Annotated in this window: 22 protein-coding genes, 1 tRNA gene and 4 pseudogenes; 9 read left to right on the top strand and 18 right to left on the bottom strand. The window is 66.9% G+C overall.

The window, feature by feature from the left end:
* A partial coding sequence (locus tag G020_RS14965) for an integrase core domain-containing protein (RefSeq protein WP_156002723.1) occupies positions 1-347 on the top strand: 347 nt, incomplete at its 5' end.
* Positions 348-400: 53 nt separating this feature from the next.
* Here G020_RS14965 and G020_RS0109020 read toward each other — a convergent pair.
* The 9 genes and pseudogenes from G020_RS0109020 to G020_RS0108985 all read right to left on the bottom strand — a co-directional run.
* Positions 401-949, bottom strand: a pseudogene (locus G020_RS0109020) (DUF2254 family protein); the annotation flags it as partial.
* Positions 950-1,053: 104 nt separating this feature from the next.
* Positions 1,054-1,374 (bottom strand): annotated as a pseudogene (locus tag G020_RS0109015) (transposase); the annotation flags it as partial.
* A pseudogene (locus tag G020_RS15625) lies at positions 1,341-1,478 on the bottom strand (IS1595 family transposase); the annotation flags it as partial. The pseudogenes G020_RS15625 and G020_RS0109015, both read right to left, overlap by 34 nt.
* A 297-nt stretch (positions 1,479-1,775) precedes the next feature.
* The gene (locus G020_RS0109010) at positions 1,776-2,816 is read right to left on the bottom strand and encodes a fatty acid desaturase (RefSeq protein ID WP_024329370.1); all 1,041 of its coding nucleotides are present in this window, start codon (positions 2,814-2,816) and stop codon (positions 1,776-1,778) included.
* 248 nt (positions 2,817-3,064) lie between these two features.
* On the bottom strand, positions 3,065-3,757 hold the full coding sequence (locus G020_RS0109005; protein ID WP_024329369.1) for a hypothetical protein: 693 nt from the start codon (positions 3,755-3,757) through the stop codon (positions 3,065-3,067).
* Between the two features lie 427 nt (positions 3,758-4,184).
* On the bottom strand, positions 4,185-5,123 hold the full coding sequence (locus G020_RS0108995; RefSeq protein ID WP_231363056.1) for a hypothetical protein: 939 nt from the start codon (positions 5,121-5,123) through the stop codon (positions 4,185-4,187).
* A gap of 184 nt (positions 5,124-5,307) precedes the next feature.
* Entirely contained in the window at positions 5,308-5,496 is a 189-nt protein-coding gene (locus tag G020_RS0108990; protein ID WP_024329367.1) for a hypothetical protein, read from the bottom strand.
* Positions 5,497-5,510: 14 nt separating this feature from the next.
* Positions 5,511-5,717, bottom strand: a pseudogene (locus tag G020_RS15515) (IS3 family transposase); the annotation flags it as partial.
* Positions 5,718-5,859: 142 nt separating this feature from the next.
* Positions 5,860-6,630 (bottom strand): bifunctional 2-polyprenyl-6-hydroxyphenol methylase/3-demethylubiquinol 3-O-methyltransferase UbiG, encoded by a 771-nt coding sequence (locus tag G020_RS0108985; RefSeq protein WP_024329366.1) that lies wholly within the window; start codon positions 6,628-6,630, stop codon positions 5,860-5,862.
* Positions 6,631-6,780: 150 nt separating this feature from the next.
* On the opposite strand from G020_RS0108985, the gene G020_RS0108980 reads away from it, so the two are divergent.
* A complete protein-coding gene (locus tag G020_RS0108980) occupies positions 6,781-8,214 on the top strand; it encodes a PLP-dependent aminotransferase family protein (RefSeq protein WP_024329365.1) in 1,434 nt (477 codons plus the stop codon).
* 217 nt (positions 8,215-8,431) lie between these two features.
* On the opposite strand, the gene G020_RS0108975 is transcribed toward G020_RS0108980, so the two are convergent.
* Positions 8,432-8,507 (bottom strand) — tRNA-Ala (locus G020_RS0108975).
* Between the two features lie 181 nt (positions 8,508-8,688).
* Here G020_RS0108975 and G020_RS0108970 point away from each other — a divergent pair.
* Both G020_RS0108970 and G020_RS0108965 read left to right on the top strand, forming a co-directional pair.
* Entirely contained in the window at positions 8,689-9,522 is an 834-nt protein-coding gene (locus tag G020_RS0108970) for an MBL fold metallo-hydrolase (RefSeq protein ID WP_051073598.1), read from the top strand.
* Positions 9,523-9,586: 64 nt separating this feature from the next.
* A complete protein-coding gene (locus G020_RS0108965) occupies positions 9,587-10,012 on the top strand; it encodes a glutathione S-transferase N-terminal domain-containing protein (protein WP_018945620.1) in 426 nt (141 codons plus the stop codon).
* A 48-nt stretch (positions 10,013-10,060) separates the two neighbouring features.
* Here G020_RS0108965 and G020_RS0108960 read toward each other — a convergent pair whose 3' ends face one another.
* The 5 genes from G020_RS0108960 to G020_RS0108940 all read right to left on the bottom strand — a co-directional run bounded on the left by G020_RS0108960 (position 10,061) and on the right by G020_RS0108940 (position 16,452).
* Positions 10,061-11,971 carry a methyl-accepting chemotaxis protein gene (locus tag G020_RS0108960; protein WP_024329364.1) on the bottom strand — a complete coding sequence of 637 codons (1,911 nt, stop codon included), beginning with the start codon at positions 11,969-11,971 and terminating at the stop codon, positions 10,061-10,063.
* Between the two features lie 126 nt (positions 11,972-12,097).
* Positions 12,098-13,648 (bottom strand): SLC13 family permease, encoded by a 1,551-nt coding sequence (locus G020_RS0108955; RefSeq protein WP_024329363.1) that lies wholly within the window; start codon positions 13,646-13,648, stop codon positions 12,098-12,100.
* 3 nt (positions 13,649-13,651) lie between these two features.
* Positions 13,652-14,566 (bottom strand): ornithine carbamoyltransferase, encoded by a 915-nt coding sequence (argF, locus tag G020_RS0108950; RefSeq protein ID WP_024329362.1) that lies wholly within the window; start codon positions 14,564-14,566, stop codon positions 13,652-13,654.
* Positions 14,563-15,759, bottom strand: coding sequence for an acetylornithine transaminase (locus tag G020_RS0108945; RefSeq protein ID WP_024329361.1), 1,197 nt, complete (start codon positions 15,757-15,759; stop codon positions 14,563-14,565). Before G020_RS0108945 ends, argF begins: the two co-directional genes overlap by 4 nt.
* A gap of 111 nt (positions 15,760-15,870) precedes the next feature.
* On the bottom strand, positions 15,871-16,452 hold the full coding sequence (locus G020_RS0108940) for a superoxide dismutase (protein ID WP_024329360.1): 582 nt from the start codon (positions 16,450-16,452) through the stop codon (positions 15,871-15,873).
* Positions 16,453-16,683: 231 nt separating this feature from the next.
* Here G020_RS0108940 and ppk1 point away from each other — a divergent pair, with 231 nt between their 5' ends.
* Entirely contained in the window at positions 16,684-18,774 is a 2,091-nt protein-coding gene (gene ppk1, locus G020_RS0108935; protein WP_024329359.1) for a polyphosphate kinase 1, read from the top strand.
* Positions 18,775-18,807: 33 nt separating this feature from the next.
* On the opposite strand, the gene G020_RS0108930 is transcribed toward ppk1, so the two are convergent.
* Genes G020_RS0108930 through egtD form a run of 3 tightly spaced genes read right to left on the bottom strand, consistent with a single transcriptional unit; the run spans position 18,808 to position 21,867 of the window.
* Entirely contained in the window at positions 18,808-20,328 is a 1,521-nt protein-coding gene (locus tag G020_RS0108930) for a Ppx/GppA phosphatase family protein (protein WP_024329358.1), read from the bottom strand.
* Positions 20,329-20,330: 2 nt separating this feature from the next.
* Positions 20,331-20,834, bottom strand: coding sequence for a histidine phosphatase family protein (locus G020_RS0108925; protein WP_018945611.1), 504 nt, complete (start codon positions 20,832-20,834; stop codon positions 20,331-20,333).
* A gap of 4 nt (positions 20,835-20,838) precedes the next feature.
* Complete coding sequence (gene egtD / locus G020_RS0108920; protein ID WP_018945610.1) at positions 20,839-21,867, bottom strand: L-histidine N(alpha)-methyltransferase; 1,029 nt, start codon at positions 21,865-21,867, stop codon at positions 20,839-20,841.
* A 115-nt stretch (positions 21,868-21,982) separates the two neighbouring features.
* On the opposite strand from egtD, the gene egtC reads away from it, so the two are divergent.
* Genes egtC through G020_RS0108900 form a run of 4 tightly spaced genes read left to right on the top strand, consistent with a single transcriptional unit; the run spans position 21,983 to position 25,088 of the window.
* The gene (gene egtC, locus G020_RS0108915; RefSeq protein ID WP_018945609.1) at positions 21,983-22,765 is read left to right on the top strand and encodes an ergothioneine biosynthesis protein EgtC; all 783 of its coding nucleotides are present in this window, start codon (positions 21,983-21,985) and stop codon (positions 22,763-22,765) included.
* Between the two features lie 15 nt (positions 22,766-22,780).
* Entirely contained in the window at positions 22,781-23,962 is a 1,182-nt protein-coding gene (locus G020_RS0108910; protein ID WP_018945608.1) for an SUMF1/EgtB/PvdO family nonheme iron enzyme, read from the top strand.
* A gap of 34 nt (positions 23,963-23,996) precedes the next feature.
* On the top strand, positions 23,997-24,743 hold the full coding sequence (locus G020_RS0108905; protein ID WP_018945607.1) for an SIMPL domain-containing protein: 747 nt from the start codon (positions 23,997-23,999) through the stop codon (positions 24,741-24,743).
* A 24-nt stretch (positions 24,744-24,767) separates the two neighbouring features.
* Entirely contained in the window at positions 24,768-25,088 is a 321-nt protein-coding gene (locus tag G020_RS0108900) for a rhodanese-like domain-containing protein (protein WP_024329357.1), read from the top strand.
* The last annotated feature ends 13 nt before the right edge of the window (positions 25,089-25,101 follow it).

Genomic DNA, 25,101 nt, shown 5'->3' with positions numbered 1-25,101 from the left:
GCTTTGCGGCCACCGGGGAGCGCAAGCCCACCGGACGCCACCCGTTCGACCGGCTGTGCGCCGACCACGGGATCGAGCATCGTCTGATCCGGCCGAAACGGCCGCAGACCAACGGAATGGTGGAGCGCTTCAACGGCCGCATCGCCGACTTGCTGCGGACCCGGCGCTTCGGCTCGGGAGAACATCTGAAGGACACCCTCCAGGACTACCAGCGCCTTTACAACCATCAGATCGGGCAGAAAGCGCTGGGGCATCGAACGCCGGTTGAGACACTCAAGGCCTGGCAACAGGAACGCCCCGATTTATTTCGTAAACATGTATACAAACAGCCGGGACCCGACACATAGCCTTCTTCGGATAGCCACAAAGAAGCCGCATGTTCATCGAAGTCGGCCGGCAGCACGTCATCCGCCTTCGGCCGCTCAACGGGCGGTTGACCTTCGTCCTTCGCCGGCAGAAGGCGTGAAATCGAATCGCGGAGATCTCTGTTGACACGTCGGATCGCTGTATCGGAAATGATCGACCGAGCTAAAATGTGGATAAAAAACAGCAGCGCGAACAGGTTGATGAGGGCGAGCGCAGTGCCGATCGTGATCGCAATGTGCGGCACCGCGGAAATGTCGAATTCGCTGTCGAGGGTGCGAAGCACTAGCAGGCAATAAATGATGGTCATGAGGAAGGTGCCGAACACGATCTGTGTGCGGAGATCGCCCATGAAGTTGCCTACCAGTCGTGGTCCAAGTTGACTGGCGGCTAGCGTCAACACCACCATGGTGATCGATATTACGAGTGTCGCCATCGTGACCATTGAGGAAAAGACGGTCGACAGCAAATTGCGGGCGTCCTCCGGCCCGCCGCTGTGGAGCCAAAACTTTCGGGCCTCCTCCTCCGGCAGGCCGGCATCAAGGTTAAGGGCTATGACAGCCAGCCCGACCGCGCCGACAGCCATGAGCGTGGGCACAAACCAAAAGCCGGTCCGCAGGGTTGCCCAGAGATTGTAGAGACGGCTCAGCATGGTCGACCTCGCAGGATGGAATACAATCCAACACCTCATTAGCACGAATGCTCCCCAAACCGTAATTCGCGTTCCGGCCGCCGACCGCAGTGCACCACAGCAATCAGCAAGCGCTGCGGCAACGTGGCCGGGTCGAAGCGTCGGTTGAACCGGTATGCGAACGCAGCCAGGTAGCGGGCCGCATTATTGGAGGAGGCAAAGGCGTGGTAGGTCCCGCTCAGACTGGTCTTCAGATTGCCGAGCACGGTGTTGATCCACTGAAACTCCGGCAGGTCCTTCGGCTTGCGGCCGCCGACCACGGTGGGCTGGTGCGCGCAGTCGGCCATGGTGACCGCGTTGAAGCGGGCCAGACCGTCGGACGGGTCTTCTCCAGCGCCGCTGCGCATTGTGCCTCGGTGCCGTACTGGGCGATGAACTCGGGCATCGACATTCCTGCCTGAAACTGATTCCGATTCTGGGCCATGCTGCTGCGCTCCGTTCTGGGCGCAGGTCCAGACTACGCCCGGTGGTGGCTCACAGAGTAAGCCTGCGGAGCATCCGTGCTAATCAGGTTTCGCTTTAGGCTCCAGAGCTTCCGTGGCCGCCTTGTGATCAAGCCTCGCGAATACCTCATCGAACGAGCCATCTGCCAGACAGGGGTGCAGCCCGAGCCACGCACGCAGGATTTGCCTGTATCGCGCTTGCACGCCTATCTTCCGCGCCTGACTGACAAGTCGAGCGCGGGCGACCTATTCCCTGCCGGAGAACTCGCTCTTCGCGCTCACGCGCGGACCGGAGGCGTCTCCGCGTTCGCGTGCTCGAAGGGGACCAGACGCCGGCGCTCCTCGTCCCACAGGGCGAGTCGTGCGCAGTGGAGACTTTGCCGCAGCGTGAGACGACTAATCTCGCGAAGCTGCGGGAAATCCTTCAGCACCTCGGGCAACCGGTAGAACGGGATGCGGCTGGCGAGATGATGGACGTGGTGTACCCCGATATTCGCGGTCATCCAGCGCAACGGAGCCGGCAGATCATAGTAGGAGCTCCCATAGAGCGCGGCTTCGCGGAAGGACCACTCCTCGTCGTGCGCCCAGCAAGTATTCTCGAACTGGTGCTGCACATAGAACAGCCAGACGCCGATGGAAGAAGCCAGAATCGCGATCGGCAGGTGCACCAGAAGAAAGGTTCCCACCCCCACCAGCGACATCATCGCAATGACGACCAGCACGATGGCCGCATTCGTACCCATGGTGCTCAGCCACGGCATCCATCCCGCGCGCATGAACCCGACGGGTACGCGGTTCCGCAACATGAACAGGTAGACCGGACCCAGGCCGAACAGGATCAGCGGGTGGCGGTACAGCCGGTAACGCAGCCGCTGCGCCCGCGGCAGGGCCTGGTATTCGCGCACACTCAAGGTGTCGATGCCCCCCTCGTCAGCGCGATCCAGGTTGCCCGAGTGCGCGTGATGGAGGGCGTGGGTGTGGCGCCAGAGGTCGTAGGGCGTGAGCGTCAACACTCCCAGGGCCCGTCCCACCCAGTCGTTGGCGCGCCGGGACGGAAAGAAGGAGCCGTGGCCGCAGTCATGCTGGATCATGAACAGCCGCACGAGAAATCCAGCGGCGGGTATCACCAGCAGCAGACCGAGCCAGTAGCCAGCGCTCACGCTTGCCCAGGTCAAAAACCAGAAAAGGCCGAACGGGATCACCGTAACGAGCAGTTCGAAGACGCTACGGGCGAGGCGCGGCGCACGATAAGCGGACAGTGCCCGCTGTAACGCTCGGGGATCACCGGTTGTTTCCTGGTGCAGTACTTCTGGATCCATGTATGGACTCCGTAATAGGCTCGACCTCCAACCTACGGGTTCGCAACCCATCGCCGGCGTGCCGGTTTCTGACACAGAGCCATCGCCCCGATACCGGTCACAATAGCCATTGCCTTTTAAGACATATTGGACCCATGCGCGTTCACCGTCTGTTCGATACCGCACACCGAACCCGCGATGCCGCTACCCCGCGCGGGCAGCCCCAGGGTGGGGCTCAAAAGCGCCAACTACGTTGACCGATAGGGCACCTAACGGACGAGATCTGCTGTGCGGCGTGTGGTCGAGCCGAACCACAGGGGTTTGTCGACGACGAACTTCATCGACCGTTTCACCAGTCCTTGGCCGGGGGAGAAGCCAAGATCGAGCCAAAACCGGATCGCCGCCGGAGCATCAAGATCGATGCTCTGCTCGATCGGCACCAGGAAGCCTTCGTAATCACCCGCCGGAGTCGCATACCGCTCTAGAGTGATGGGCATGACTCGGTGCTGATACTCACCCGTGTGTTCAACCTCTTGCGTCTCTCTATTCACGACGGTGGCCCTGCCAGAGGCGCTCCATGTCCGATCGGGCACTATCCTGCTGGGTAGCAGCACCACGGGTGGCTCGTACAGCACGGTCTGGCCTTGCGTCAGCACGTCCAGACCGGTCAGCACCACGCTGCCATCCCAAAGCTCGGAAAGATGGAGAATGTTGTAGTCACCAAACCGAACTTCCCAGCGGCCTTCACCTTCTGCGGGAATCAGTTCCTGCACCACTTGCCGACCCTCTCCGTCTCCGTCAACCACCCTGAACGTGCTTTTTCCGGGAACCAGAGGGAAAAGATCCCCAGCCTCAACCTCTTGAACCGTCGATATCGGAGACGCCGATGTCTCCGCGAGGGTGGCCCCGGAGGTGCAGAGGCCGACGCCGATCAGTATCGCTCGCGCGTAAAACTGGTACATCGCATCTCTCCTGGAGTCTGAGGGCAAGGTGCCGCGCAACACTCGTGGCAGTGAAGCGACGTCAACGGGAGAACCGGCCCCACTGGCGGGGGATTGTGAGATCTCTCCTGGATTGTAGAGGACGTCCGCGTCGTGGTCCTCGGCGGTCCAGAGGTATTAGTCGGTTTCGCCCCCTATCGGTCAACGTAGTTGTCACCTGATTCAAGCCCAGAGGATGCAATGCGGCGCGCTCTCCACATCCGGGTTATAGCGGGCGAAAAATTCGAGCATCGTCGGGAAATGCGGATCGCTCGGCTTGCTGAAGCGATAGAACATGCGCGGCGCTCCAGGCCGGCTTCCTCCTGCACCAGATAAGCCGCTGCCCCGCCGATCAGCACGTAGCAATCTTCGAAGCCGGCAAAGCGCTTGGCGAACCATTCCAGCCCTCTCACCATGGCAAGGCTTCCAGCATTTCCTCGACCGCCTGCTCCACACGCTCGTCGGTGCGGTCACGCAGGCTCAGATCCAGCGAGAGCGGGTCCACACATCCATCGCGCGCGCTGGCTTCCGGCGGATAGCGCCATAGCTCCACCAGGCAAGTGCCGTCGTCCTGCACGGGAATCAGCTCAAGGCCCTGCCCAAGCCGCCGCCAGGCGCGGCTGGCCAGGGCATAGACCGGCTCAGCGGGCGGTCCCAGCAGGGAGTACTCGGCCAGCGCCGACTCGCCCGCACGCGGCAACGACCATTCCGCAATATCCGTCGCCATCACCCGCACCGTCTCGCGTACCGGGCTGCGCAACCAGGGTTGCGCCTTCTGCCATAGATCCTTCGGCGGCTCGGCGAGCTGAACAACGCGCTCCCGCCCATGGAGCTCGGTGCGCACCAGCCCATTGCCTTCCAGCTCCTTGATTGCACGGCTCATACTCATGGCGGTATAGCCCAGTGGCTCAGCCATCGCAGTCGCGCTGGCAGGCATGCCGATCTGGCCGAGCAACATGGCCACGAAGACCGCCTGCGTAGCCGGGCTCAGCCGCTCGGTGGGTGCCGCGCCCCGCCGCTGAGAGCGCTGGTTGGTCATCAGATAGCCCAGGCGCGGCCAGTAGATCTGCTCGCCGACCACCACGAAGGGCACCCGCACACCCACCAGCCGCCGTCGCAGATAGCTGGGCAATGCATCGGCCACCAGGCAGTACGCCGAGTCTGCCTCGCCTGCCAATTCCATGGCCTTCTCGATCTGCGCGACAAAGGCGCGGGTGCCGCGAACACGACTCTCGTCGCGCAGCAGCAGGACCACCGCGCGCTCGCCGTCGACCGTGCATTCGTGCAGCTCGAACAGTTGGCGCAGGTACGTGGGCAAATTGGCAGGCAAAGCCCGCCCCCAGGTCACGGGCAGCCCCGTCTCCTGCTCGAAGTACCGCGCAAATGCCTTTCCTAGTGTCATCGTCGGGCAACGCTAACACAATTTTCTAACGCTAACATTTGTTTTGTTAGCGTCCGGACATCCTGTTAACTTCGTTCCGGGTCACCGAGGCAGGAACGGGCACCCCCGCGACAGCCCCCATCCTCGGGCATTACACACCACGCGCCGCCCGCTTCTCGACCAGGGTCAGGTGGTGATCGTTGATCCGCTCGCCGCCAAAGGTGTCGAACCAGGGGGCCGACTCGACATCCTTGCCGCGATCCTTCTTCCAGTGGATGCTGGGCTTGTCGCGCAGCACACCCGCGCCCTTCTTCTTGATGTCGGCGGTGTTTGTCAACATAGTTGTCCGCTTTTTCATGCGGCGTGAGAACCCGCCGGAGCTTGGATTTCGGCATGCTCCTTCGGTGGGTTGAGCCAGACGTGATCGATCGGTGTCCAGTCCCGGGTGTGGCGGGACCAGCGGGCGGGGTTAGCCTGTTGAGCCGTTTGGCAGACCCGGTGCCGGTTGGCCAGGATCGCGATGTCCTCTCCGCGATGGCGTTGTCCAGGGGTGACGAAGCGGCTCGGCTACCGGGCTCCACTCGAGGTGCTGGAGTGGTTGTTCGCAAGGCGTTGGCGGGGGACCGCACGCAGCAGGGGGCAGGCCCGCCCACCACTGGTGCGGACCTGTGTGGGCGGCGGGGGGCGGACCTCCGGGAGTTCCTCAGGTGCGAGGGCGGTAGGCGACCTGCTGAATGAAATCGACCTCGTCACGCTCGTAGGGGGTGGCGAAATCACCGTAACGGTTCACGTTGATGAAGCCGGCATCTTCCAGCAGGTGGGAGACGTAGTCCTGGCGCAGGGGGTACATGTTGAGCTGGAAGTGCGCCCCGTCCGGGAACTTGTACTCGAACCGGGCGAGGTGGCGGTTGAGTTCCGCCGGATAGGCCTCCACGCCCTTGCCGGTGTAGTAGTGCTGGTGCTTCGAGTTGTAACCGTTGTCCAGCATGGAATCGTAATTGCGGTGGTCCAGGATGATCATGCCGCCGGGGCGCAGCGCCCGGAAGAAGGCATGCATGGCGTCGCGCCGGGCTTCGTGCTCGAACAGGTGGGTAAACGAGTTGCCCAGGCACACCAGCGCGTCGAAACGCTCTTCGCCCAGCTGGCGGTCGAGCTGAACCCAGTCGGCCACCTGGGTGTGAGCCAGCGTGACACCGAGTCGCTGCGCGTTTTCGCGGGTCTTGGCCAGCATGTTCTCGGAGCCGTCGGTGGCGGTGACCACCAGGCCGGAACGGGCCAGGTTGATCGCGTTGAAGCCGGTGCCGCAGGCGACGTCGGCGACTTCGCGGCCGCCGGCGTTTTTCACCAGCCGCTCGTAGAAACCACCTTCGGATTCGGTGCGGCCTTCCCAGCCGACCAGGTCGTCCCAGTAGTCGACAAAGTCAGGGGTGTACTGACCGTACTGATTGCCGGTGTCGAGGTTCTGAATGCTCATGCAGTGCTCCTTGGTTGCGCGGCAGCTCGCCGCTGACACCGACAAAGCCTACGCCGGAGCCGCGGATCATTGCAGATGTAGTAGGGTGTGCAATGAACCGGTACAGTTTGGGCTATATGAGAACTGTACCGATGGGTTCCGGAGGCAACTGTGACGGAAAGGCCGGCGGCGCATCGCTACGAGGCGGTAGCCAGAGCGCTGGAGGAAGCGATCGAGGCCCGCGTGCACGGGCCCGGTGACCGGCTGCCCGGGGTACGCAAGCTGGCAGCCCAGTTCGGGGTGAGCATTTCCACGGTGGTGGCCGCCGAGCACCTGCTGGAGGATCGCGGGCTGATCGAGGCCCGCCCGCGTTCGGGATATTACGTGCGCCGTCATCCGTGGCGGCCGCCGGAGCGGCCGGCACCTTCCAGGCCGGCGAACGAGCCGGTAGCGGTGACCAGTCAGGCACTGGTGCTGCGGGTGGTGCAGGCGGCCGGCGATCCCGATGTGATCCAGCTCGGTGCGGCGGTTCCGCACGCGGGTTTTCTCCCGGCACGTGGCCTGCGGCGCGCGTTCGCCGGAGTGCCGGCGCGCTGGGGTGGCCGGGAGCTGGATTACGCATTTCCGCCCGGGCCGTACGAGCTGCGGCAGCAGATCGCGCGGCGCATGGCGGATGCCGGCTGCCAGATTACCCCGGAGGAGGTGGTGGTGACCAACGGTGCCCAGGAGGCGCTGGCGCTTTCGTTGCGCGCGGTCACCGAACCCGGCGACGTGGTGGCGATCGAGTCACCCACGTTCTACGGCCTGCTGCAGGCGATCGAGGCGCTGGGGCTGCGGGCACTGGAGATTCCCACCGATCCGGACGAAGGCATTGTGCCGGAGGCCCTGGCGCTGGCGCTGGACCAGTGGCCGGTGAAGGCGGCATTGCTCATGCCCAACTTCGGCAATCCGCTGGGGCACTGCGCTGGCGACGAGCGCAAGCGTGCCCTGGTGGAGCTGCTGGAGGATCGTGGGGTGCCGCTGATCGAGGATGACGTTTACGGGGATCTGGCCTTCGAGGGGCCGCGGCCGTGGGCGGCCCGGGCGTTCGAGACCCGGGGCGGGGTGCTCTACTGCGGTTCCTTCTCCAAGACATTGTCGCCGGGGTTGCGGGTCGGCTGGGCCGTGCCCGGACGCTTCCGCGACAGAGTGGAGTATCTGAAGTATTCCGGCAGTTCCTCCACGCCCGCCTGGCCGGGACTGGCGGTGACCGACTTCCTGGACCGCGGTGGCTACGACCGCTATCTGCGCCGAGTGCGCGGTGATTACGCCCGCGCGGTGGATCGCGTGAGCCGGGCGGTAGCTCGTCATTTCCCGTCCGGGACACGCCAGACGCGACCGGCCGGCGGCTTCGTTCTCTGGCTGGAGCTCCCGGAGGCCGTCGATGCGCTGGCCCTGTATCGCCGGGCCCTGGGCGAGGGGATCAGCATCGCACCCGGCCCGCTCTTCTCGCCGACCGGCAAGTACCGTCATCACCTGCGCCTGAACTGCGCTCAGCCCTGGGGCGCGCGCCTCGAACGTGCACTGGCGCGCCTCGGCGCGATGGCCCGGGAAGCCGCTGCCTGAACCGGAATGCCCCCTCGGGATTCGTCTGGGCGTTCTCCACTTCGACTCGCGCCGGACATCGCGTCGCGGCCCGGCGTCCAATGGGGGCGCATCCGACGGGCGCACAAAAAAGCCCCGCCAGTAATTTACCGGCGGGGCCTACCGTTCCTAAGAATGGCAAACAGGATGGTATATATGGCGTTTTTTGCCCTATAACTTCCTGATTTTCTGGGGTGTTTGGTGGAGCGGAGGAGGATCGAACTCCCGACCTTCGCGTTGCGAACGCGACGCTCTCCCAGCTGAGCTACCGCCCCTCGAGATGCTGTGCATTCTAGCAGGGACCCAAGGCCACGGGAACCCCGGCGGCCATCCGGTTGTTCCCGGGAACGGGTCGCATTTCGGTAACGGGTGCCACAATCCGTGCGCCGTTTCGCGTGCGGCATGACAGGCAGCCGCCTAGAATGAGCTTTCTGATCGAGTCATTTGCCACAGCTCATGAGCGCGCATCCTCACATTGATGACTGGCCCCATACCTCTTCGCCGGAGTCCGGAACGAGTCTCTCCGTGCGTATCCTGGGAGCCAGCGGCGGCATCGGGCCGGGTCGCCGAACGACCTCCATTCTGATCGACCGGGACATCCTGATCGACGCCGGCAGCGGCGTGGGCGACCTGGAACTCCCGGAGCTCCAGGCCATCCGGCACGTCTTCCTGACACACTCGCATCTGGACCACGTGGCGTTCCTGCCTTTCCTGATCGACACCGTGTTCCGGGTGGACGCCCCGCCGGTAACCGTTCACGCGCTGCCCGACACCCTGGAAGCGCTTCAGCGCCACATCTTCAACTGGGTGATCTGGCCGGATTTCACCGCCCTTCCAACCCCGGAGCATCCCGCGCTGCGTTTTCGCGCTCTCGAACCCGGCGAACAGATCGACCTCGACGGACGCTGGATCACCGCCCTCCCCGCGAGACACACCGTTCCGGCGGTGGGCTATTCGGTCAGCCGCCCCGACATCGGGGCCTTCGCCTTCAGCGGGGATACCACCTCGACCCGGCACCTGTGGCAGACCCTCAATGAGCTGCCCCGCCTCGACCTGCTGATGATCGAGACCGGGCTGCCGGACGAGATGGATCACCTCGCCGGCGCCACCCGCCACTACACCCCGTTGCAGCTGGTACGCGACCTCGACCACCTGCGGCATCGGCCGAGAATCGCGATCACACACCTCAAACCCGGCTACGAGCAGACCATTCGCGAACAGCTGGCCACCCGCAACAACGGCGACATGATCGTCCTCTCCGGGAACGAGCGCTTCGAGCTGGTCGGCTGACACAGAACACGGACCGGACAGCGCCGCGATTGGTCGCGCACCGGAGCTGTGGCATCCTTGGCGGATGCGACCCCTGATCCGACTCTTTTTCCGCGGCGTGCGCCTGGTTCTCACGCCCTTCATGCTCGTGGGCGAGAAGGTGACCCGCCCGCGCGGAATCCAGCGTGATCCCGAAGAACAGGCACGGGTGGACGAACAGACCCGCGCCCTCGCGCTCTACCACTTCCCCGCCTGTCCGTTCTGTATCAAGGCGCGCCGTGCCATGCAGCGCCTGTCGCTGGACATCGAACTGCGCAATGCCCAGCCGGCCGGCGAACACCGCGAGACCCTGCAGACGGAAGGCGGCAAGCTGCAGGTCCCCTGCCTGCGGATCGAGGAAGGAGGCGGCAGCGTGCGCTGGCTGTACGAGTCGGGCGCGATCATCGACTACCTCGAGTCGCGCTTTGATCCGGACCGGGCCGGAGCCGACCGCAATACCGAGGGCTCCTGAACCCGCAAATGACAGGGGGCGGCACGTGGCCACCCCCTCGAGACCGGATCAGACCCGGAAGTGTCCAACCCGCTGCTGCTGTTCGGAAGCCAGTTTCGACAGCTCCTCCGAGGCATTCGCGATCTCGCGCGAGCCACTGGCCGTCTCGTCCAGCACCTGGGTGATGTTGGAGATGTTGCGGTTGATCTCCTCGGCCACCGAGGACTGTTCCTCGGCCGCGCTGGCGATCTGCGTATTCATCTCCGAGATGGTGGTCACCGACTGCGTGATCGACTCCAGCGACTCGCCCGCCTCGTTCACCTTCTCGCGGCTGGAATGCGCCCGGTTCTTGCCTTCTTCCATCGCCTGAACCGCCTCGCGCGTGCCGTTCTGGACGCGTTCGATCATACCCTGGATCTCGTGAGTCGAATCCTGGGTCCGGCTCGCCAGGGTCCGCACCTCGTCGGCCACCACCGCGAAGCCGCGCCCCTGCTCACCGGCCCGGGCCGCCTCGATCGCCGCGTTAAGCGCCAGCAGATTGGTCTGATCGGCGATGTCCCCGATCACCTCCAGCACCTTGTTGATCTGCTCGGCGTCGGTCGACAGCCGCTCGATCACTTCGGCGGTGTTGTCCACCTGCGAGGTCAGATGGTTGATCGACTGCACCGTCTGCTGCACGAGCTCGCGCCCGGCGTTGGCATCCTGGTCGGTGGTCTGGGCCGCCGTGGCCGCGTCGGAGGCGTTGCGCGCGACCTCGGCCACCGTCGCGGTCATCTCGTTCATCGCGGTGGCCACCTGGTCGACCTCGTCCTTCTGCCGCGTGACCTGACCGTTGGTCTGTTCGCTGGTCGCGGACAGCTCGTTGGCCGCGGCCGCCACCTGGTCGCCACCGGCGGCGACTTCCTTGACCAGGTCCTGGATCTTGCCCACGAAGCGGTTGAACGCCGCCGCCAGATCCCCCAGCTCATTGTTGCCGTCGGCCTCCAGCCGGCGCGTCAGGTCACCATCGCCGGACGCGATGTCGTCCAGGCGCGTGACGGTCTGGCGCAGCGGCCGCACGATGCTGCGCGACAGCAGCCAGGCCAGCAGCAGGCCGAGACCAATGGCGACCACGCCCACCGCCACCACGGTGGTGGTGGCATTGCGGGCCATCGCCACGTATTCGCTGCGATCGACCATCAGCTCCAGCACGCCCACCGGCTCGCCGGAGAAATCCTCCACCGCGCGCCCGACCACGGCCATCGGGCGGCCGTCGTGGCGAACGTTGCGGATCATCTCCTCGCCGTCGAGGATGCGCCGCATCTCCTCCCGACTGAAGGTCGACTCGCCATTGATGGTGCCGGCAAAGACCTCGAAACCGCCATCACGATCGAGGTGTACCGCCACGGGTGATCCGGTTTCTTCGGTGAAGGACTCGAAGAATGCGTCATCGAAGGCCATGCCGAATTCCAGCGAGCCGATGTGCTCGTTCTGGTAGGACACCGGCACCATCCCGCGGATCCCGATGCCGAACGGGCCCTCTTCCAGCCCGGTAATCGGCTGCCGATTGCGGTTCACTTCCAGGATCGTCTGGCGCACGTCCGACAGGTCGTCGCCGTAGTTGTCGGGACTGTGGGTACGCAGGAAAGAGGTCGCCGGCGGCGTATGGAAGTGATACTGGCGCACGTCATGCTCGTCGCGCAGCTGGCCATATCCCGGCTGGGTCAGTTCCAGCAGGCGCTCACGATCCCCCTCGGCGAACGCCTGCTGAATCACCGGAATCTCGGCGATGGCCCGCGCCATCGATTCGCCCCGTTCGGCTTCCTGCTCCAGCTGGCGGATCAGCAGCCCGCTCAGGTCGTTCAGTTCCCGTTGCTCCGCGCGGTCCGCCATGTTGCCGAGGCTGTTCATCACCACCACCAGCGTGAGCACCACGACCGCCACCACAACGATGGTGACGCCGCCCATCAAGCGCGTTCCGATACGGATATTCCTGAGCATCTCTCTCTCCCTTGAAGCTTTCTTCGCGCCCGGGATTACGGGCGCCATGCTACGAGTCTCTCGCCCCCGCTAGCGGCCGGCCGCGGCCCGACTTGAGCCGCGCGGGTCACACGCCTCCCCACGCACTCAGCCCACGTGCCGCAGCAGCAACGGCTCGGCGAGCGCATACACCGCGAGGCTGACCAGCACGATGGCGACCACCGACAGCAGGGCCCCGCCGCGGATCATGTCCACCACGCGCAGGCGATTGGAGGCAAACACGATGGCGTTGGGCGGCGTGGCCACCGGCAACATGAACGCGACCGACGCGGCGAACGCCACCGGCAGGGTCATCAGTCCCACCGGCACATCCATGCGCAGCGCGAGAGCGGCCACCAGTGGCAGCAGGGTGGCGGCGGTAGCGGTATTGCTGGTCACGTGGCTGAGGGTCATGGTGACCAGCACCACCCCCGCGATCACCAGCAGCAGCGGCCACGCCTGCGCGCCCATCAGCGCCTCGGCGGTCAGTTCCGCCAGGCCCGAGGATTCAATGGCGGAACCGAGACTGAGACCGCCACCCACGAGCAGCAGCACCCCCCAGGGCAGCTCCCGCGTGTTGTCCCAGCACAGCAGCCGCCGCTGACCCGAGGCCCCGGAAGGGATCAGGAACAGCAGCCCCGCCCCGAGGATCGCGATCCCGGCGTCCGTCAGTTCCAGCGGCAGCCACGCCTCCAGCAGGGGACGAAACATCCAGGCCAGCGCCACCACCAGGAACACCGCCGCCACGCGCAACTCCGCATGGCTCCACGGCCCCAGATCGCCTACCTGCTCCTGCAGCATGCGGTCGAGCCCGTTGAGGCGGATGCGATGCACCGGGAACACCCAGCGGGTCAGCAGGAACCAGGCAATGACCAGCAGGGTCAGCGACAACGGCAGGCCCAGCAGCATCCAGTCGATGAAACCGATCCCGAGCTCGTAGCGGTCATTGAGAAACGCGACGGTCAGCGCATTGGGCGGGGAACCGATGATGGTGGCCATGCCACCGATGTTGGCCGCGAAAGCGATGCCCAGCAGCAGCGCCAGGGCCGGACTGCGGCTGTCCGGCGCCATGCCCTGCAGGCCCTGGCCCCCGTCGCGCTCCATCAGCCCCAGCACCGACAGGGCGATCGGCAACATCAGGGCCGCGGTGGCGGTATTGCTGACCCACATCGACAGACCCGCGGTGGCCAGCATGAAGGCGCCCACCAGGGTGTGCAGCCCGCGGCCGGAACGCGACAGGATCGCCAGCGCCAGCCGCTGGTGCAGGCCCCAGCGCTGCACCGCCAGGGCGATCGCGAAACCGCCCATGAACAGGAAGATGGTGGGATTGGCGTAGGGTGCGGTAGCCTCGTCCATCGCCACCACGCCGGTCAGTGGCAGCAGGGCGATGGGCAGCAGGGCCGTGACCGGAATGGGCAGCGCCTCGCTGATCCACCACACGGCCATGAACAGAGTCAGGCCCAGGACCCGCCAGGCCTCCGGGGAGAAGGCCTCCGGCGGCGGGACCAGCAGAAAGACCACGAAGACCAGCGGCCCGAGAAACAGACCGATGCGCGCACGCAGCGCGCTTCCGGCGGGGGATTCGCCGCGGTCGTCACCGGGGCCGCCCCCGGCGCCCGGCGGCGGCGTTCGCTCCCCCTCCCCGGTCGTCTCCTGCATGCGTCAGCCCGCCGCGCGCACCAGGAATTCCATCAATGCCTTCTGCGCATGCAGGCGGTTTTCCGCCTCGTCCCACACCACGCTCTGCGGGCCCTCCAGCACGTCGGTGGCCACCTCTTCCTCGCGATGTGCCGGAAGGCAGTGCATGAACAGGGCATTCGGCTGCGCGCGATCCATCAGGGCCTGATCCACGAAGAACCCGGCAAACGCCTGGCGCCGCGCGCTCTTCTCCTGCTCCTGGCCCATGCTCGCCCACACGTCGGTCACGACCAGATCCGCACCCGCGGCCGCCTCGCCGGCATCACGGGTCACGGTCACGTGATCGCGGGTCGCCTCCAGCACGGAGGATTCCGGTTCGTAGTCTTCGGGGCAGGCCGCCATCAGCTCGAAGTCCAGCAGATGCGCGGCATACATGTAGCTGTGGCACATGTTGTTGCCGTCGCCAATCCACGCCACGCGCTTGCCGCGGATGTCGCCACGGTATTCGAAGAAGGTCTGCAGATCCGCCAGCAGCTGCGCCGGATGCTCCAGATCGGTCAGCCCGTTGATCACCGGCACCGAGGAATGCCGCGCGAACAGCTCCACCTTCTCGTGCTCATAGGTGCGGATCATCACGCAGTCCACCATGCGCGAAAGCACCCGTGCGGTGTCCTCGATCGGCTCGCCCCGCCCGAGCTGGGTATCCCGCGGCGACAGGAACAGCGCGTTGCCGCCGAGCTGCTGCATGCCCACCTCGAAGGACACGCGGGTGCGGGTCGACGACTTCTCGAAGATCATTCCGAGGGTCTTGCCCCGCAGCAGGTCGTCATGGTGTTCGCCCGCCTTCAGCTGGCGTTTCAGCTCGATCGCGCGGTGCAGCACCGCGCGCGTCTCTTCGGCGGACAGATCGAGAAACGAAAGAAAATGGCGCGGATTCATGCAGAAGCCTCCCTGGTGGCCCCGGATGCCAGAAACGCATCCACCCGGTCGGCCACGCCGTTCGCGATCTGCGTGACCTGTTCGTCGTCGATGATCAGCGGCGGCAGCAACCGGATCACCCGCTCCGCCGTCACGTTCAGGATCAGCCCGGCCTCCAGCGCCTGTCCCACCAGCTCGCCGGCCGGCCGATCCAGCTCGATCCCCAGCATCAGGCCGCGGCCGCGGATCTCCACGACCTCCGGCCGGTGGCCCAGGCGCTCCTGCAACTGCCGGCGCAGTGCCTGCCCCTGGCGTTCGGCCTGCTCGCACAGGGCCTCCTCCTGCATCACGTCCAGCACCGCCAGCGCCGCGCGCGACACCAGCGGACCGCCGCCGAAGGTGGTGCCGTGCATTCCCGGCCGGAACAGGTCGCGGGCCGCCCCCGCCACCAGATTCGCCCCGATGGGAATGCCGTTGCCCAGCCCCTTGGCCAGGCTCACCACGTCCGGGGTGATGCCTTCATGCTGGAACGCGAACCACTGGCCGGTACGACCGATGCCGGCCTGGATCTCGTCCAGCATCAGCAGCCAGCCGCTGGCATCGGCGATCTCCCGCAGGCGGCGCAGATAGCCGTCGGGGGGGATGCGGATGCCGCCCTCGCCGGTCACCGGCTCGACCAGGATGGCCACGATGTCTTCCTGTCCGGCCAGTGCCGCCACCGCGTCCGCATCGCCGTAGGGCACATGTTCGAACCCCTCGACCAGCGGCTCGAACCCGGCCTGGATCTTCGCATTGCCGGTGGCGGACAGGGTCGCCATGGTGCGCCCGTGGAAGCTCCCGTCCATCACGATCACGCGCGGGCGCTCGATCCCCTTCGCCCGTCCGTGCAGCCGCGCCAGCTTGATCGCCGCCTCGTTGGCCTCGGCCCCGGAGTTGCAGAAGAACGCGCGATCCATCCCCGCGAGCGAGCACAGCCGCCGGGCCAGCGTCTCCTGCAGCGGGACCCGGTACAGGTTGGAGGTGTGCACCAGGGTGGAGGCCTGATCACAGACCGCACTGGCCACCCGCGGATGCGCATGCCCCAGGCCGCAGACCGCAATCCCCGACAGCGCATCCAGATAGCGCCGGCCCTCGGTGTCCCACAACCAGGCACCCTCGCCGCGCTCGAAGGCGACCGGCAGGCGATTGTAGGTCTGCTGCAGGAAATCGTTCATGTTCCGTTCTCCAAACGCGAAAGCCGGCGGGTGGCCGCCGGCTTCCGGAATGCGGGTCGGACACCCGGCGCGGAACCCTCTTGCGGGAACCCGCCGGGCTCGTCGCCGATCTTACTGCATCTGCCGGGCGACGAAGTCCCAGTTCACCACGTTCCAGAAGTTCTCGAGGTACTTCGGACGCGCGTTGCGGTAGTCGATGTAGTAGGCATGTTCCCACACGTCGCAGGTCAGCAGCGGGGTCTGGCCGTCGCGCATCGGGTTGGCGGCGTTCGAGGTATTGACGATCTCCAGCGAGCCGTCGCCGTTCTGCACCAGCCAGGTCCAGCCGGAACCGAAGTTGCCGACCGCCATTTCGTTGAACTTCTCCTTGAAGGCGTCGAACGAACCGAAGGCGCTGTTGATGGCGTCCGCCAGCTTGCCGGAGGGCTCGCCACCCGCATTCGGACCCATGCAGTTGAAGTAGAAGGTGTGGTTCCAGACCTGGGCGCCGTTGTTGAAGATGCCGCCGGCCGGGGCCTTCTTGATGATGTCCTCCAGCGAGGCATTCTCGAACTCGGAGCCCGGCAGCAGGCCGTTGAGCTTGGTCACGTAGGTCGCGTGGTGCTTGTCGTGATGGTATTCCAGCGTCTCGGCGGAGATGTGGGGCTCCAGTGCGTCCTTCGCGTACGGCAGATCGGGCAGTTCGTAGGTCATGGGACCTCCTTCTTCGCGTTCGTTCGTTATTCGTGGTGATGTCTCGCGGGGACCACCCCTTCACGGGCGATCCCGAACCCGCTAACGATAGTCACCTTGGGCGGGCGATGCAATTCCCGAGTACACCACTCGACCTTTGCCGGGCCGCGGGTGCGGGCGTCGTGATACCTTTTCTTCGCAACGTAACATCGCCGTGCTGGACTGGGCGGATTCCGGATGTGCCAGTCCCCGATGCAGGATACCGATTTGGAAGCCAACGACCGTTTTCTCAACCGTGAACTCTCGCTGCTGGAATTCAACCGCCGGGTACTGGAACTCGCGCGGGAGCCCGGCTTTCCTCTGCTGGAACGCCTGCGTTATCTCAGCATCTCCTCGACCAATCTCGACGAGTTCTTCGAGGTCCGCGTCGGTTCGTTACTGCAGCAGGTCGAACTGAACGTCAGCGCGCCCGGCCCCGACGGCCTGTCCGCGCAGGAACAGCTGCGCCGCATCAGCCCGGCCGCGCACCAGCTGGTGGACGAGCAGTACGCGATCCTCAACGACGAACTGATCCCGGCGCTGGCCGCCGAAGGCATCCATTTCGTGCGCCGCACCCACTGGACGCCGGAGCAGCAGGCGTGGGTGCGGGACTACTTCCGCGAGCAGCTGCAGCCGGTGCTCACGCCCATCGGCCTGGACCCGGCCCATCCGTTCCCGCGGATCCTCAACAAGAGCCTCAACTTCATCGTGACCCTGCAGGGCAAGGACGCCTTCGGCCGCGAATCCGGCCGCGCGGTGGTGCAGGCCCCGCGTTCGCTCCCGCGTCTGGTGCGTCTGCCGCCGGAGGTCGCCTCGGGGGACAACGACTTCGTGCTGCTCTCCTCCATCCTGCACGCCCATGTCGGCGAGCTGTTCCGCGGCATGCAGGCCACCGGCTGCTACCAGTTCCGGCTCACCCGCAACTCCGACCTGTTCGTGCAGGAAGAGGAGATCGACGACCTGCTCAACGCGCTGGAGGGCGAACTGCCGCAGCGCAACTACGGCGCTGCCGTGCGTCTGGAGGTCGCGGACAACTGCCCCGAGGAGGTCGCCCGTTTTCTTCTGCAGCAGTTCAACCTGACGGAAGAGGCCCTCTACCAGGTCACCGGTCTGGTCAACCTCAACCGGCTGATGGCGGTCCACGACCTGGTCGACCGCCCGGATCTCAAGTTCCCGCCGTTCGTGCCCGCGCTGCCGCGCCCGCACGTGGGCGCCGAACAGATCTTCCACTGCGTGCGCGAACACGACCTGCTGCTGCACCACCCCTACGAGTCGTTCATGCCGGTGGTGGAGTTCCTGCGTCAGGCCGCCAGCGACCCGGACGTGCTGGCGATCAAGCAGACCCTGTACCGCACCGGCACCCGCTCGCCACTGGTCGAGACCCTGATCAAGGCCGCGCGCAACGGCAAGGAAGTGACGGTGGTGATCGAGCTGCGGGCGCGCTTCGACGAGGCCGCCAACATCGAGCTGGCCAACCGCATGCAGGACGAAGGCGTGCACGTGACCTATGGCGTGGTCGGCTACAAGACCCACGCCAAGCTGGCGCTGGTGGTGCGCCGTGACGAAAACGGCATCAACCGCTATGCCCACCTGGGCACCGGCAACTACCACTCCGGCACCGCCAAGGCGTACACCGACTACGGCCTGATGACCGCCGATCCGGTGATCACCGAGGACGTCCACCGGGTGTTCCAGCAACTGACCGGGCTGGGCCAGGTCTCGCGCCTGCGGCGCCTGATCCAGGCCCCCTTCCGGCTGCACGACGCGATGCTGGAGAAGATCCGCCGCGAGGCCGAACATGCCCGCGCCGGACGCCCGGCACGCATCGTCGCACGCATGAACTCGCTCAACGAGGCGGCGATCATCGAGGCGCTATACGAGGCCTCGCAGGCCGGCGTGCGCATCGAACTGATCGTGCGCGGGATCTGCGCCCTGCGTCCCGGGGTGGAAGGGCTGTCGGAGAACATCGAGGTGCGCTCGGTGCTGGGGCGGTTCCTCGAGCACTCGCGGGTGTTCTGGTTCGGCAACGACGGCGAACCGGAGCTGTACCTCTCCAGCGCCGACTGGATGCCACGCAACTTCTTCCGCCGCGTCGAGGTCGCGTTCCCGGTGACAGATCCGGCCATGCGCGAGCGGGTGGCGGAGGAGTCGCTGTTCGCCTATCTGCGGGATACCGCCACGGCCTGGCGCCTGCTGCCGGACGGTCGCTACCAGCGCGTGACGCCGGCGGAAGGCGAAGCGCCGTGGTCGGTGCAGCAGTGGCTGCTGGACACCCTCTCGGGGACCCAGACCACCAGCGGGTAACGCCCGGACGCGCAGCCCGGGCCCGGATCCCGGTCAGGCGAACTCCAGGCGAACCCCGACCCGTTTGAGTTCCGCCGCCTCGGCCTCCAGATCGACGCGGGTCAGCGGGTGCGCGTCCAGCCAGCCGTCGGCGAAGGTCAGTTCCAGGCCCGCCGTGCGCGGGCGCACCGCTTCCAGCGGCAGCGGATCGTCGGTGCGCGGACGGTGCAGCAGCACCGCCAGCCGCAGCAGCACCACGAGGTGACGAAACCCTTCGTCGTCCCCGGGACGCGGGTCCTTCAGCAGCGAGGGCTTGAGCTTGCGCCGATGCAGCCGCACCAGGCGCGCCAGTTCCTGCTGTTCCGGCCGCGAGAACCCGGGCAGGTCGGCCCAGTCGAGGATGTATTCCCCGTGCTTGTGGTACTTCGCGTGCGACAGCGCCAGGCCGATCTCGTGCAGCTCCGCCGCCCAGCTCAGGCGATCGCGATCATCCGCCACCAGGCCCAGCTCGTCGGCCACCTGCTCCGCCAGCCAGTCGGCGGTGGCCTGCACGCGCCGCGCCTGTTCCGCGTCCACCGCGAAGCGCTCACGCAGGTGATGGATGGTGCGTCCGCGCACGTCGGCGTGGCGGATGCGACCCAGCAGGTCATGCACCACGCCCTCGCGCAACGCACCGTCCGAGGGATGCAGACGCTCGATTCCCAGCGCGCGGAAGGCCCCGATCAGGACCGCCAGCCCCCCGGCGATCACCGGTCGGCGGTCCTCGTTGAGCCCCGGGAGGTCGTCCAGATCCGCGCTGCGTTTCTTGCGGATCATGCGCTCGCGCAGGGCCTCCAGCGAGGCCAGCGTCAGCCCCGGCTCGGGGTCCAGCTCCAGCCCCTCGATCATCCGGCTGAGGGCCAGGATGGTCCCCGACGAACCCAGCGCCTGTTCCCAGCCGAGCCGGCGATAGGCGCCGACCAGCGGCTGCAGCTCGCGCCCGGCCTGCAGTTCCGCGGCCTCGAACGCACGCCGGGTCAGGCGCCCGCGCGGGAAAAACCGGCGGGTGAAGCTGACACAGCCCATCTCCAGGCTCTCGGCCCGCTCGGTCTCGAAACGCGCACCGATAATGAACTCGGTACTGCCGCCGCCGATGTCGATCACCAGACGCCGGTCCCCCTCGTCCGCCAGGGTGTGAGCAACCCCCAGATAGACCAGGCGGGCCTCCTCGCGCCCGCCGATGATCTCCACCGGGTGCCCCAGCGCCGCCTCGGCGCGCTGCAGAAAGCGATCGGCATTGCGCAGCTGGCGCAGAGTATTGGTACCCACCGCGCGCACGCTGCCGGGCGGCAGCCCGCGCAGGCGCTGGCCGAAGCGTTCGAGGCAGGCGATGGCGCGTTCGGCCACCGCCGGGTCCAGCCCGCCACGGGCATCCAGCCCGCTGGCCAGCCGCACCATGTCCTTCAGGCGGTCCTGCATCAGGACCTCGCTGCCCTGACGCCGCGCCACGATCATGTGAAAGCTGTTGGAACCCAGGTCCACCGCCGCGACGGTCTCGACCTGCCCGGGCTGGCCGGCCTGTCCCTCGTTCGTCATGGTCAGGCCCCGCCGAGGCGCTCCAGCACCCCGCGCGGCAGGTGCCAGACCAGGTGCAGCGGGCCGGGCAGATGGCCGCCCAGGCCGCAGGCATCGCCCTTGCCCATGGCCACCGGCGCCGCGCCGCCGGACAGTCCCAGAAGGCGGCCGGCGAGGCGCGACAGATCCGGCTCGTGCCCGACCAGCACGATACTGCCGCCGTTCTTCTCCTTCTGCAGCCGCTCCTGCAGCTCGGGGCCCACCAGCTGCCCCGGCCGCAGGCAGTCCACGGTTTCCGCCTCGCAGGCCAGCGCCCGCGCCAGCGGCGCGGCCGTCTGCGCCGCGCGGTGCCAGGGGCTGACCCAGACCCGCGCCGGCTCCGCCAGCAGCGGCACCAGTGCACGGGCCATTGCCGCCGCGCTCGCTTCGCCTTCACGGGTCAGGGGACGATCGCGGTCGGGGCCGTCGAATGCCGACGGATCCTCGGACTGGGCGTGGCGCAGCAATACCAGATCGGGCCGTTTCACGGGATCAGGCCTCCGGGTCCGGGCGCAGCATCAGCAGCGAATACCAGCCATCGCCGGCCAGCCACTCGCGATCCCGCAGCAGACCGCTGCCCGCCAGCAGCCGGTCGATCATCGTCGCGTCGAACTTGCGCGAGATCTCGGTGCGGATCACTTCGCCCGCGGTCAGTTCCAGGGTGGTGTCGAACGCGTCCACCCGCACCTGCTGCGGGGCCTGCGCCACCAGAAGCATCTCGATGCGCGAGCCCCCGTGATTGAACGGGGCGCGATGTACGAAACCGCGCTGGTCGAAATCGGCCCCCAGTTCGCGGTTGAGCACCGACAGCAGGTTCAGATTGAAGGCGGCGGTGACCCCCGCCGAATCGTCATAGGCCGCCTCCATTACGTCCACCGGCTTGACCCGATCCAGACCCAGCAGCAGGTGGTCATCCGGTCCCATGGTCCGGCGGATCGCCTGCAGCAGCGCGATCGCCTCGGCATCCTCGAAGTTCCCGAGGCTGCTGCCGAGAAAGGTGAACAGACGGGCCTCGCCGTGACCGCTCTCCGCCTGGTCGTCGGTCAGGGCCTCCAGGGCGGCGATGTAATCACCCGCCAGCGCCCGGATGCTCAGCTGCGGAAATCGTTCCACCAGCCGCACACCGGCCTCGTCGAGGATCTCCGGGCACACGTCGTTGGCGACGTAATGTGCCTGCTCGCCGGCCGCGCGTTCCAGTGGCGCCAGCAGGTATTCGGTCTTGCGCGAGGTGCCGCTGCCCAGCTCCACCAGCGTGGATGCCCCGGCAGCCGTAATGATCGCCTCGGCGTTGCGCTCCAGCAGCGAGGCCTCCAGACGGGTGGGATAGTATTCCGGGGTATCGCAGATGGCGTCGAACAGCGCCGAGCCGCGGGCATCGTAGAAATACTTGGGTGGCAGGCTGCGCGGGGGTTCCAGCATCCCGGCGCGGAAGTCGGCGAGCAGTTCGGCGTGCGCGTCGCGAACCTCGACGGTGCGGCGGGAATAGCGCTCGGGAATGCGCTCGGCGGGAGATGCGGCCATCGGGGGTTCCGTCGTCCTGGGTTTTCCGGCACGCTAGCATGAAAACCGCGACGGCTCCCAGCACCGGAGTGCTTCGCCGGGACTTTCTCCGAACCACCCCGAACCGCCGACTCCCATGTGCCGCCACCTCGCCTATCTCGGTCCTCCCCTGCCCCTGCGGGCCCTGCTGATGGATCCGCCGCATTCGCTGACCGAGCAGGCCATCGGACCGCAGGAACTGGTCTACGCCCGGGTGAACGCCGACGGCTTCGGCTTCGGCTGGTTTGACGAGCGCGGCGAACCGCTGAACTATCGCCGCGCCGATCCCATCTGGCAGGACCCCAACCTGCAGACCCTCGCCGGGCACCTGCACCAGCCCCAGTGGATTGCGGCCATCCGCAGCGCGACGCCCGGCTTCGGCGGCGACACCGCCAATGCCCAGCCGTTCGCGCGCGACGGATTGCTGTACAGCCATAACGGCCTGATCCGGGGCTTCCTCCCGCGCATCCGCCGCTGCATCCAGCAGCGCCTGGAACCGGCGATCGAGGAGGGCATCCAGGGAACCACGGATTCCGAATACCTGTTCGCCCTGATCCGCCAGCTGCTGGCCGACGACCCGGAAACCACCCTGGAAGGCGCACTGGGCGAGGCCTTCTCGCTGGTGGCCGAATGGCTGGGGGACGAACACGCCCTGCTCAACGTGATCATCGGCGACGGTCGGCGCATCGTGGCCAGTCGCCACGCGGTGAATGCCGACTCGCCCAGCCTTTACTACACCACCGACGACGAGGCGTTCCCCGACGGCAGCGTGGTGATCGCCTCGGAACCCCTGACCGACCGCGAGGCCTGGCGGGCGGTGCCGCCGCATCATCTGCTGTGCGTGGAGCCCGAGAGCCCGCCGGAACTTCTGGCCCTGTAACGTGCTCTTGCCGACATGTCCGCGAACCCGCCCCTCAATCTGCGTGACTGCCTGGCCACCCAGCATGCGCGCCTGAACGACGCCCTCGACGGCACCCCACCCGCCGCGGGCCGCAATCAGTATCATCGCGATCTGAGCCCGGTCGACTGGCACTACGCCCACTGCCATTTCATCGAGGCAGTCTGGCTGGGCGAGCGCCTGCCGCAGCAACCGCCCGAGGCGCAGCGCGACTGGCACGACCTGTACTTCCCCGAACTGAGTCCCAAATGGCGCCGGGGCGGCCGCCTGCCCCCGCGGGACCGGCTGCGGGCCTGGGGCAACGAGCGCCAGACCCTGCACCGCGAATGGCTGGCGGACCCCGCGATCCAGGACCATCCGCTGATGGTCGGCGACTATCTCGCGGGCTTCCTTGCCCAGCACCATGCAATGCATCTGGAAACCCTGGAACAGGTTCGCTGGTTCGCCCGGCTGCACGGCGCGCAACCCGGACAGGCGCCCGCCCCGCCGCGGCCGGGCGCGGACACGGGCACCCCGGTGCCGGACCGGGACTGGATCCCGTTCGACGCCGCCCGCCACACCGTCGGCTACGCCGGCGTCGACGCCTTCGACAACGAACGCGGCGTCCACGAAACCACCACCGGACCCTTCGAGATCGCCGCCCGCCCGGTCAGCAACGCCGATCATGCGGCGTTCATCGAACAGGGCGGCTACCGGCGCCCCGAGTTCTGGGATCGCGCCGGCCTGGAGTGGCTCCGGCAATCGGGTACCCGCGGCCCGCTGGGATGGTGGCGGGCAGGGGATGGGCACTGGTGGCAGACCCGTCCGGATGGCGAGGCCCCGCTGGACCCGGATGCGCCGGCGATGGGCCTGTGCTGGTTCGCCGCGCGCGCCCACGCCCGCTGGGCCGGCGCCCGCCTGCCGCACGAACATGAATGGGAACGCGCCGCGCGGGAAGGTGCGTTGCAGGCCACCGGCCAGGTCTGGGAATGGTGCGACAACGCGTTCTTTCCCTATCCGGGATTCCGGGCCTATCCTTATGAAGGGTTCTCGGTGCCGTGGTTCGACGGGGAACACCGGGTCCTGCGCGGCGGCTGCGAATGGAGCGATCCGATCCTGTGCCGGCCCAGCCTGCGCAATTTCTTCACCCCGGAGAAGCGCCACGTGTTCGCCGGACTGCGCCTGGTGCGCGACCGCTAGGGAAACACTGATCAATGTCCGAGAAGGAACCGCCATGCCTGCCCCGACCTCTGTCCCGACCCGTATCACCACCCTGCTCTGCGGCCTGATCCTGGCCGGGGCCGCCACCGCCACGCCGGCCGCCGCGGGCGGCGACGGGGCCACGGTGTTCAAGCTCTCAGGCACCGCCGAGCGTCAGGTCGAGAACGACCGCATGATCGCTACCCTCGTGGCCGAGGCCCGCGCGCCCGAAGCGCCTGATGCCGCCGCCGAGGTCAACCAGCGAATGGAGGGTGCCCTGGCGCACCTCGAGGCATTCGAACACATCGACACCCGGACCCTCGACTACAGCACCCGCGCGATCCAGGACCGCAATGACCGCAGCCGGATCACCGCCTGGCAGGTCCGCCAGAGTCTGGAACTGCGCGGCGGCGACTTCGACAGCCTCACCGAGCGCGTCGGCGAGCTGCAGCAGGAACACGAGCTCACCGTCAGCGGCATCCGTTTCGGCGTGTCCGCCGAGCGCGAACGAGAAGCACGCCGCGAGATGATCGACGACGCGGTGGAGGACCTGACGGATCAGGCCCGCGCGATGGCGCGCAGCATCGGCGCCTCGCATCTGCGGCCGCTGGAGATGGAACTGACCCGCCAGCGCAGTCACGGACCGCAGCCGATGATGGCACGCTCCGAAGGAGTTGCCAGCGCCCCTGCCCTGGAAGCCGGCGAGAGCACCCTGACCATCCGTGTGGACGGTCGCATGCAGGCCCTGGGAGCGGACACCCTGCGCGTGACACCCCGATAAGCCGGGCACGACAGCGGAGACCGCATGCGCCAGATGACCGCGCCGGAACTGAACGACTACCTCGCCACGGCGGACCCGCCGCCGCTGCTGCTGGACGTGCGTGAACCCTGGGAGTTCGCGCACTGCCATATCGAGGGCTCACGCCTGCTGCCGATGGGCCAGATCCCGTCGCACCGGGACGAACTGGATCCGCAGGCCGAGATCGTCGTCATCTGCCACCATGGCGTGCGCAGCCAGCAGGTGGCGGGATTTCTCCAACGGGCCGGCTTCCCGCACGTCATCAACCTGCGCGGCGGCGTGGACGCCTGGGCCCGCGAGGTGGACGTGAACATGCCCGTCTACTGATCCCGCCCGACCC

This window comes from Thioalkalivibrio sp. ALR17-21 (assembly GCF_000420185.1).
Classification (GTDB): domain Bacteria; phylum Pseudomonadota; class Gammaproteobacteria; order Ectothiorhodospirales; family Ectothiorhodospiraceae; genus Thioalkalivibrio; species Thioalkalivibrio halophilus.
This window is presented reverse-complemented; position numbering and strand designations above follow the sequence as displayed.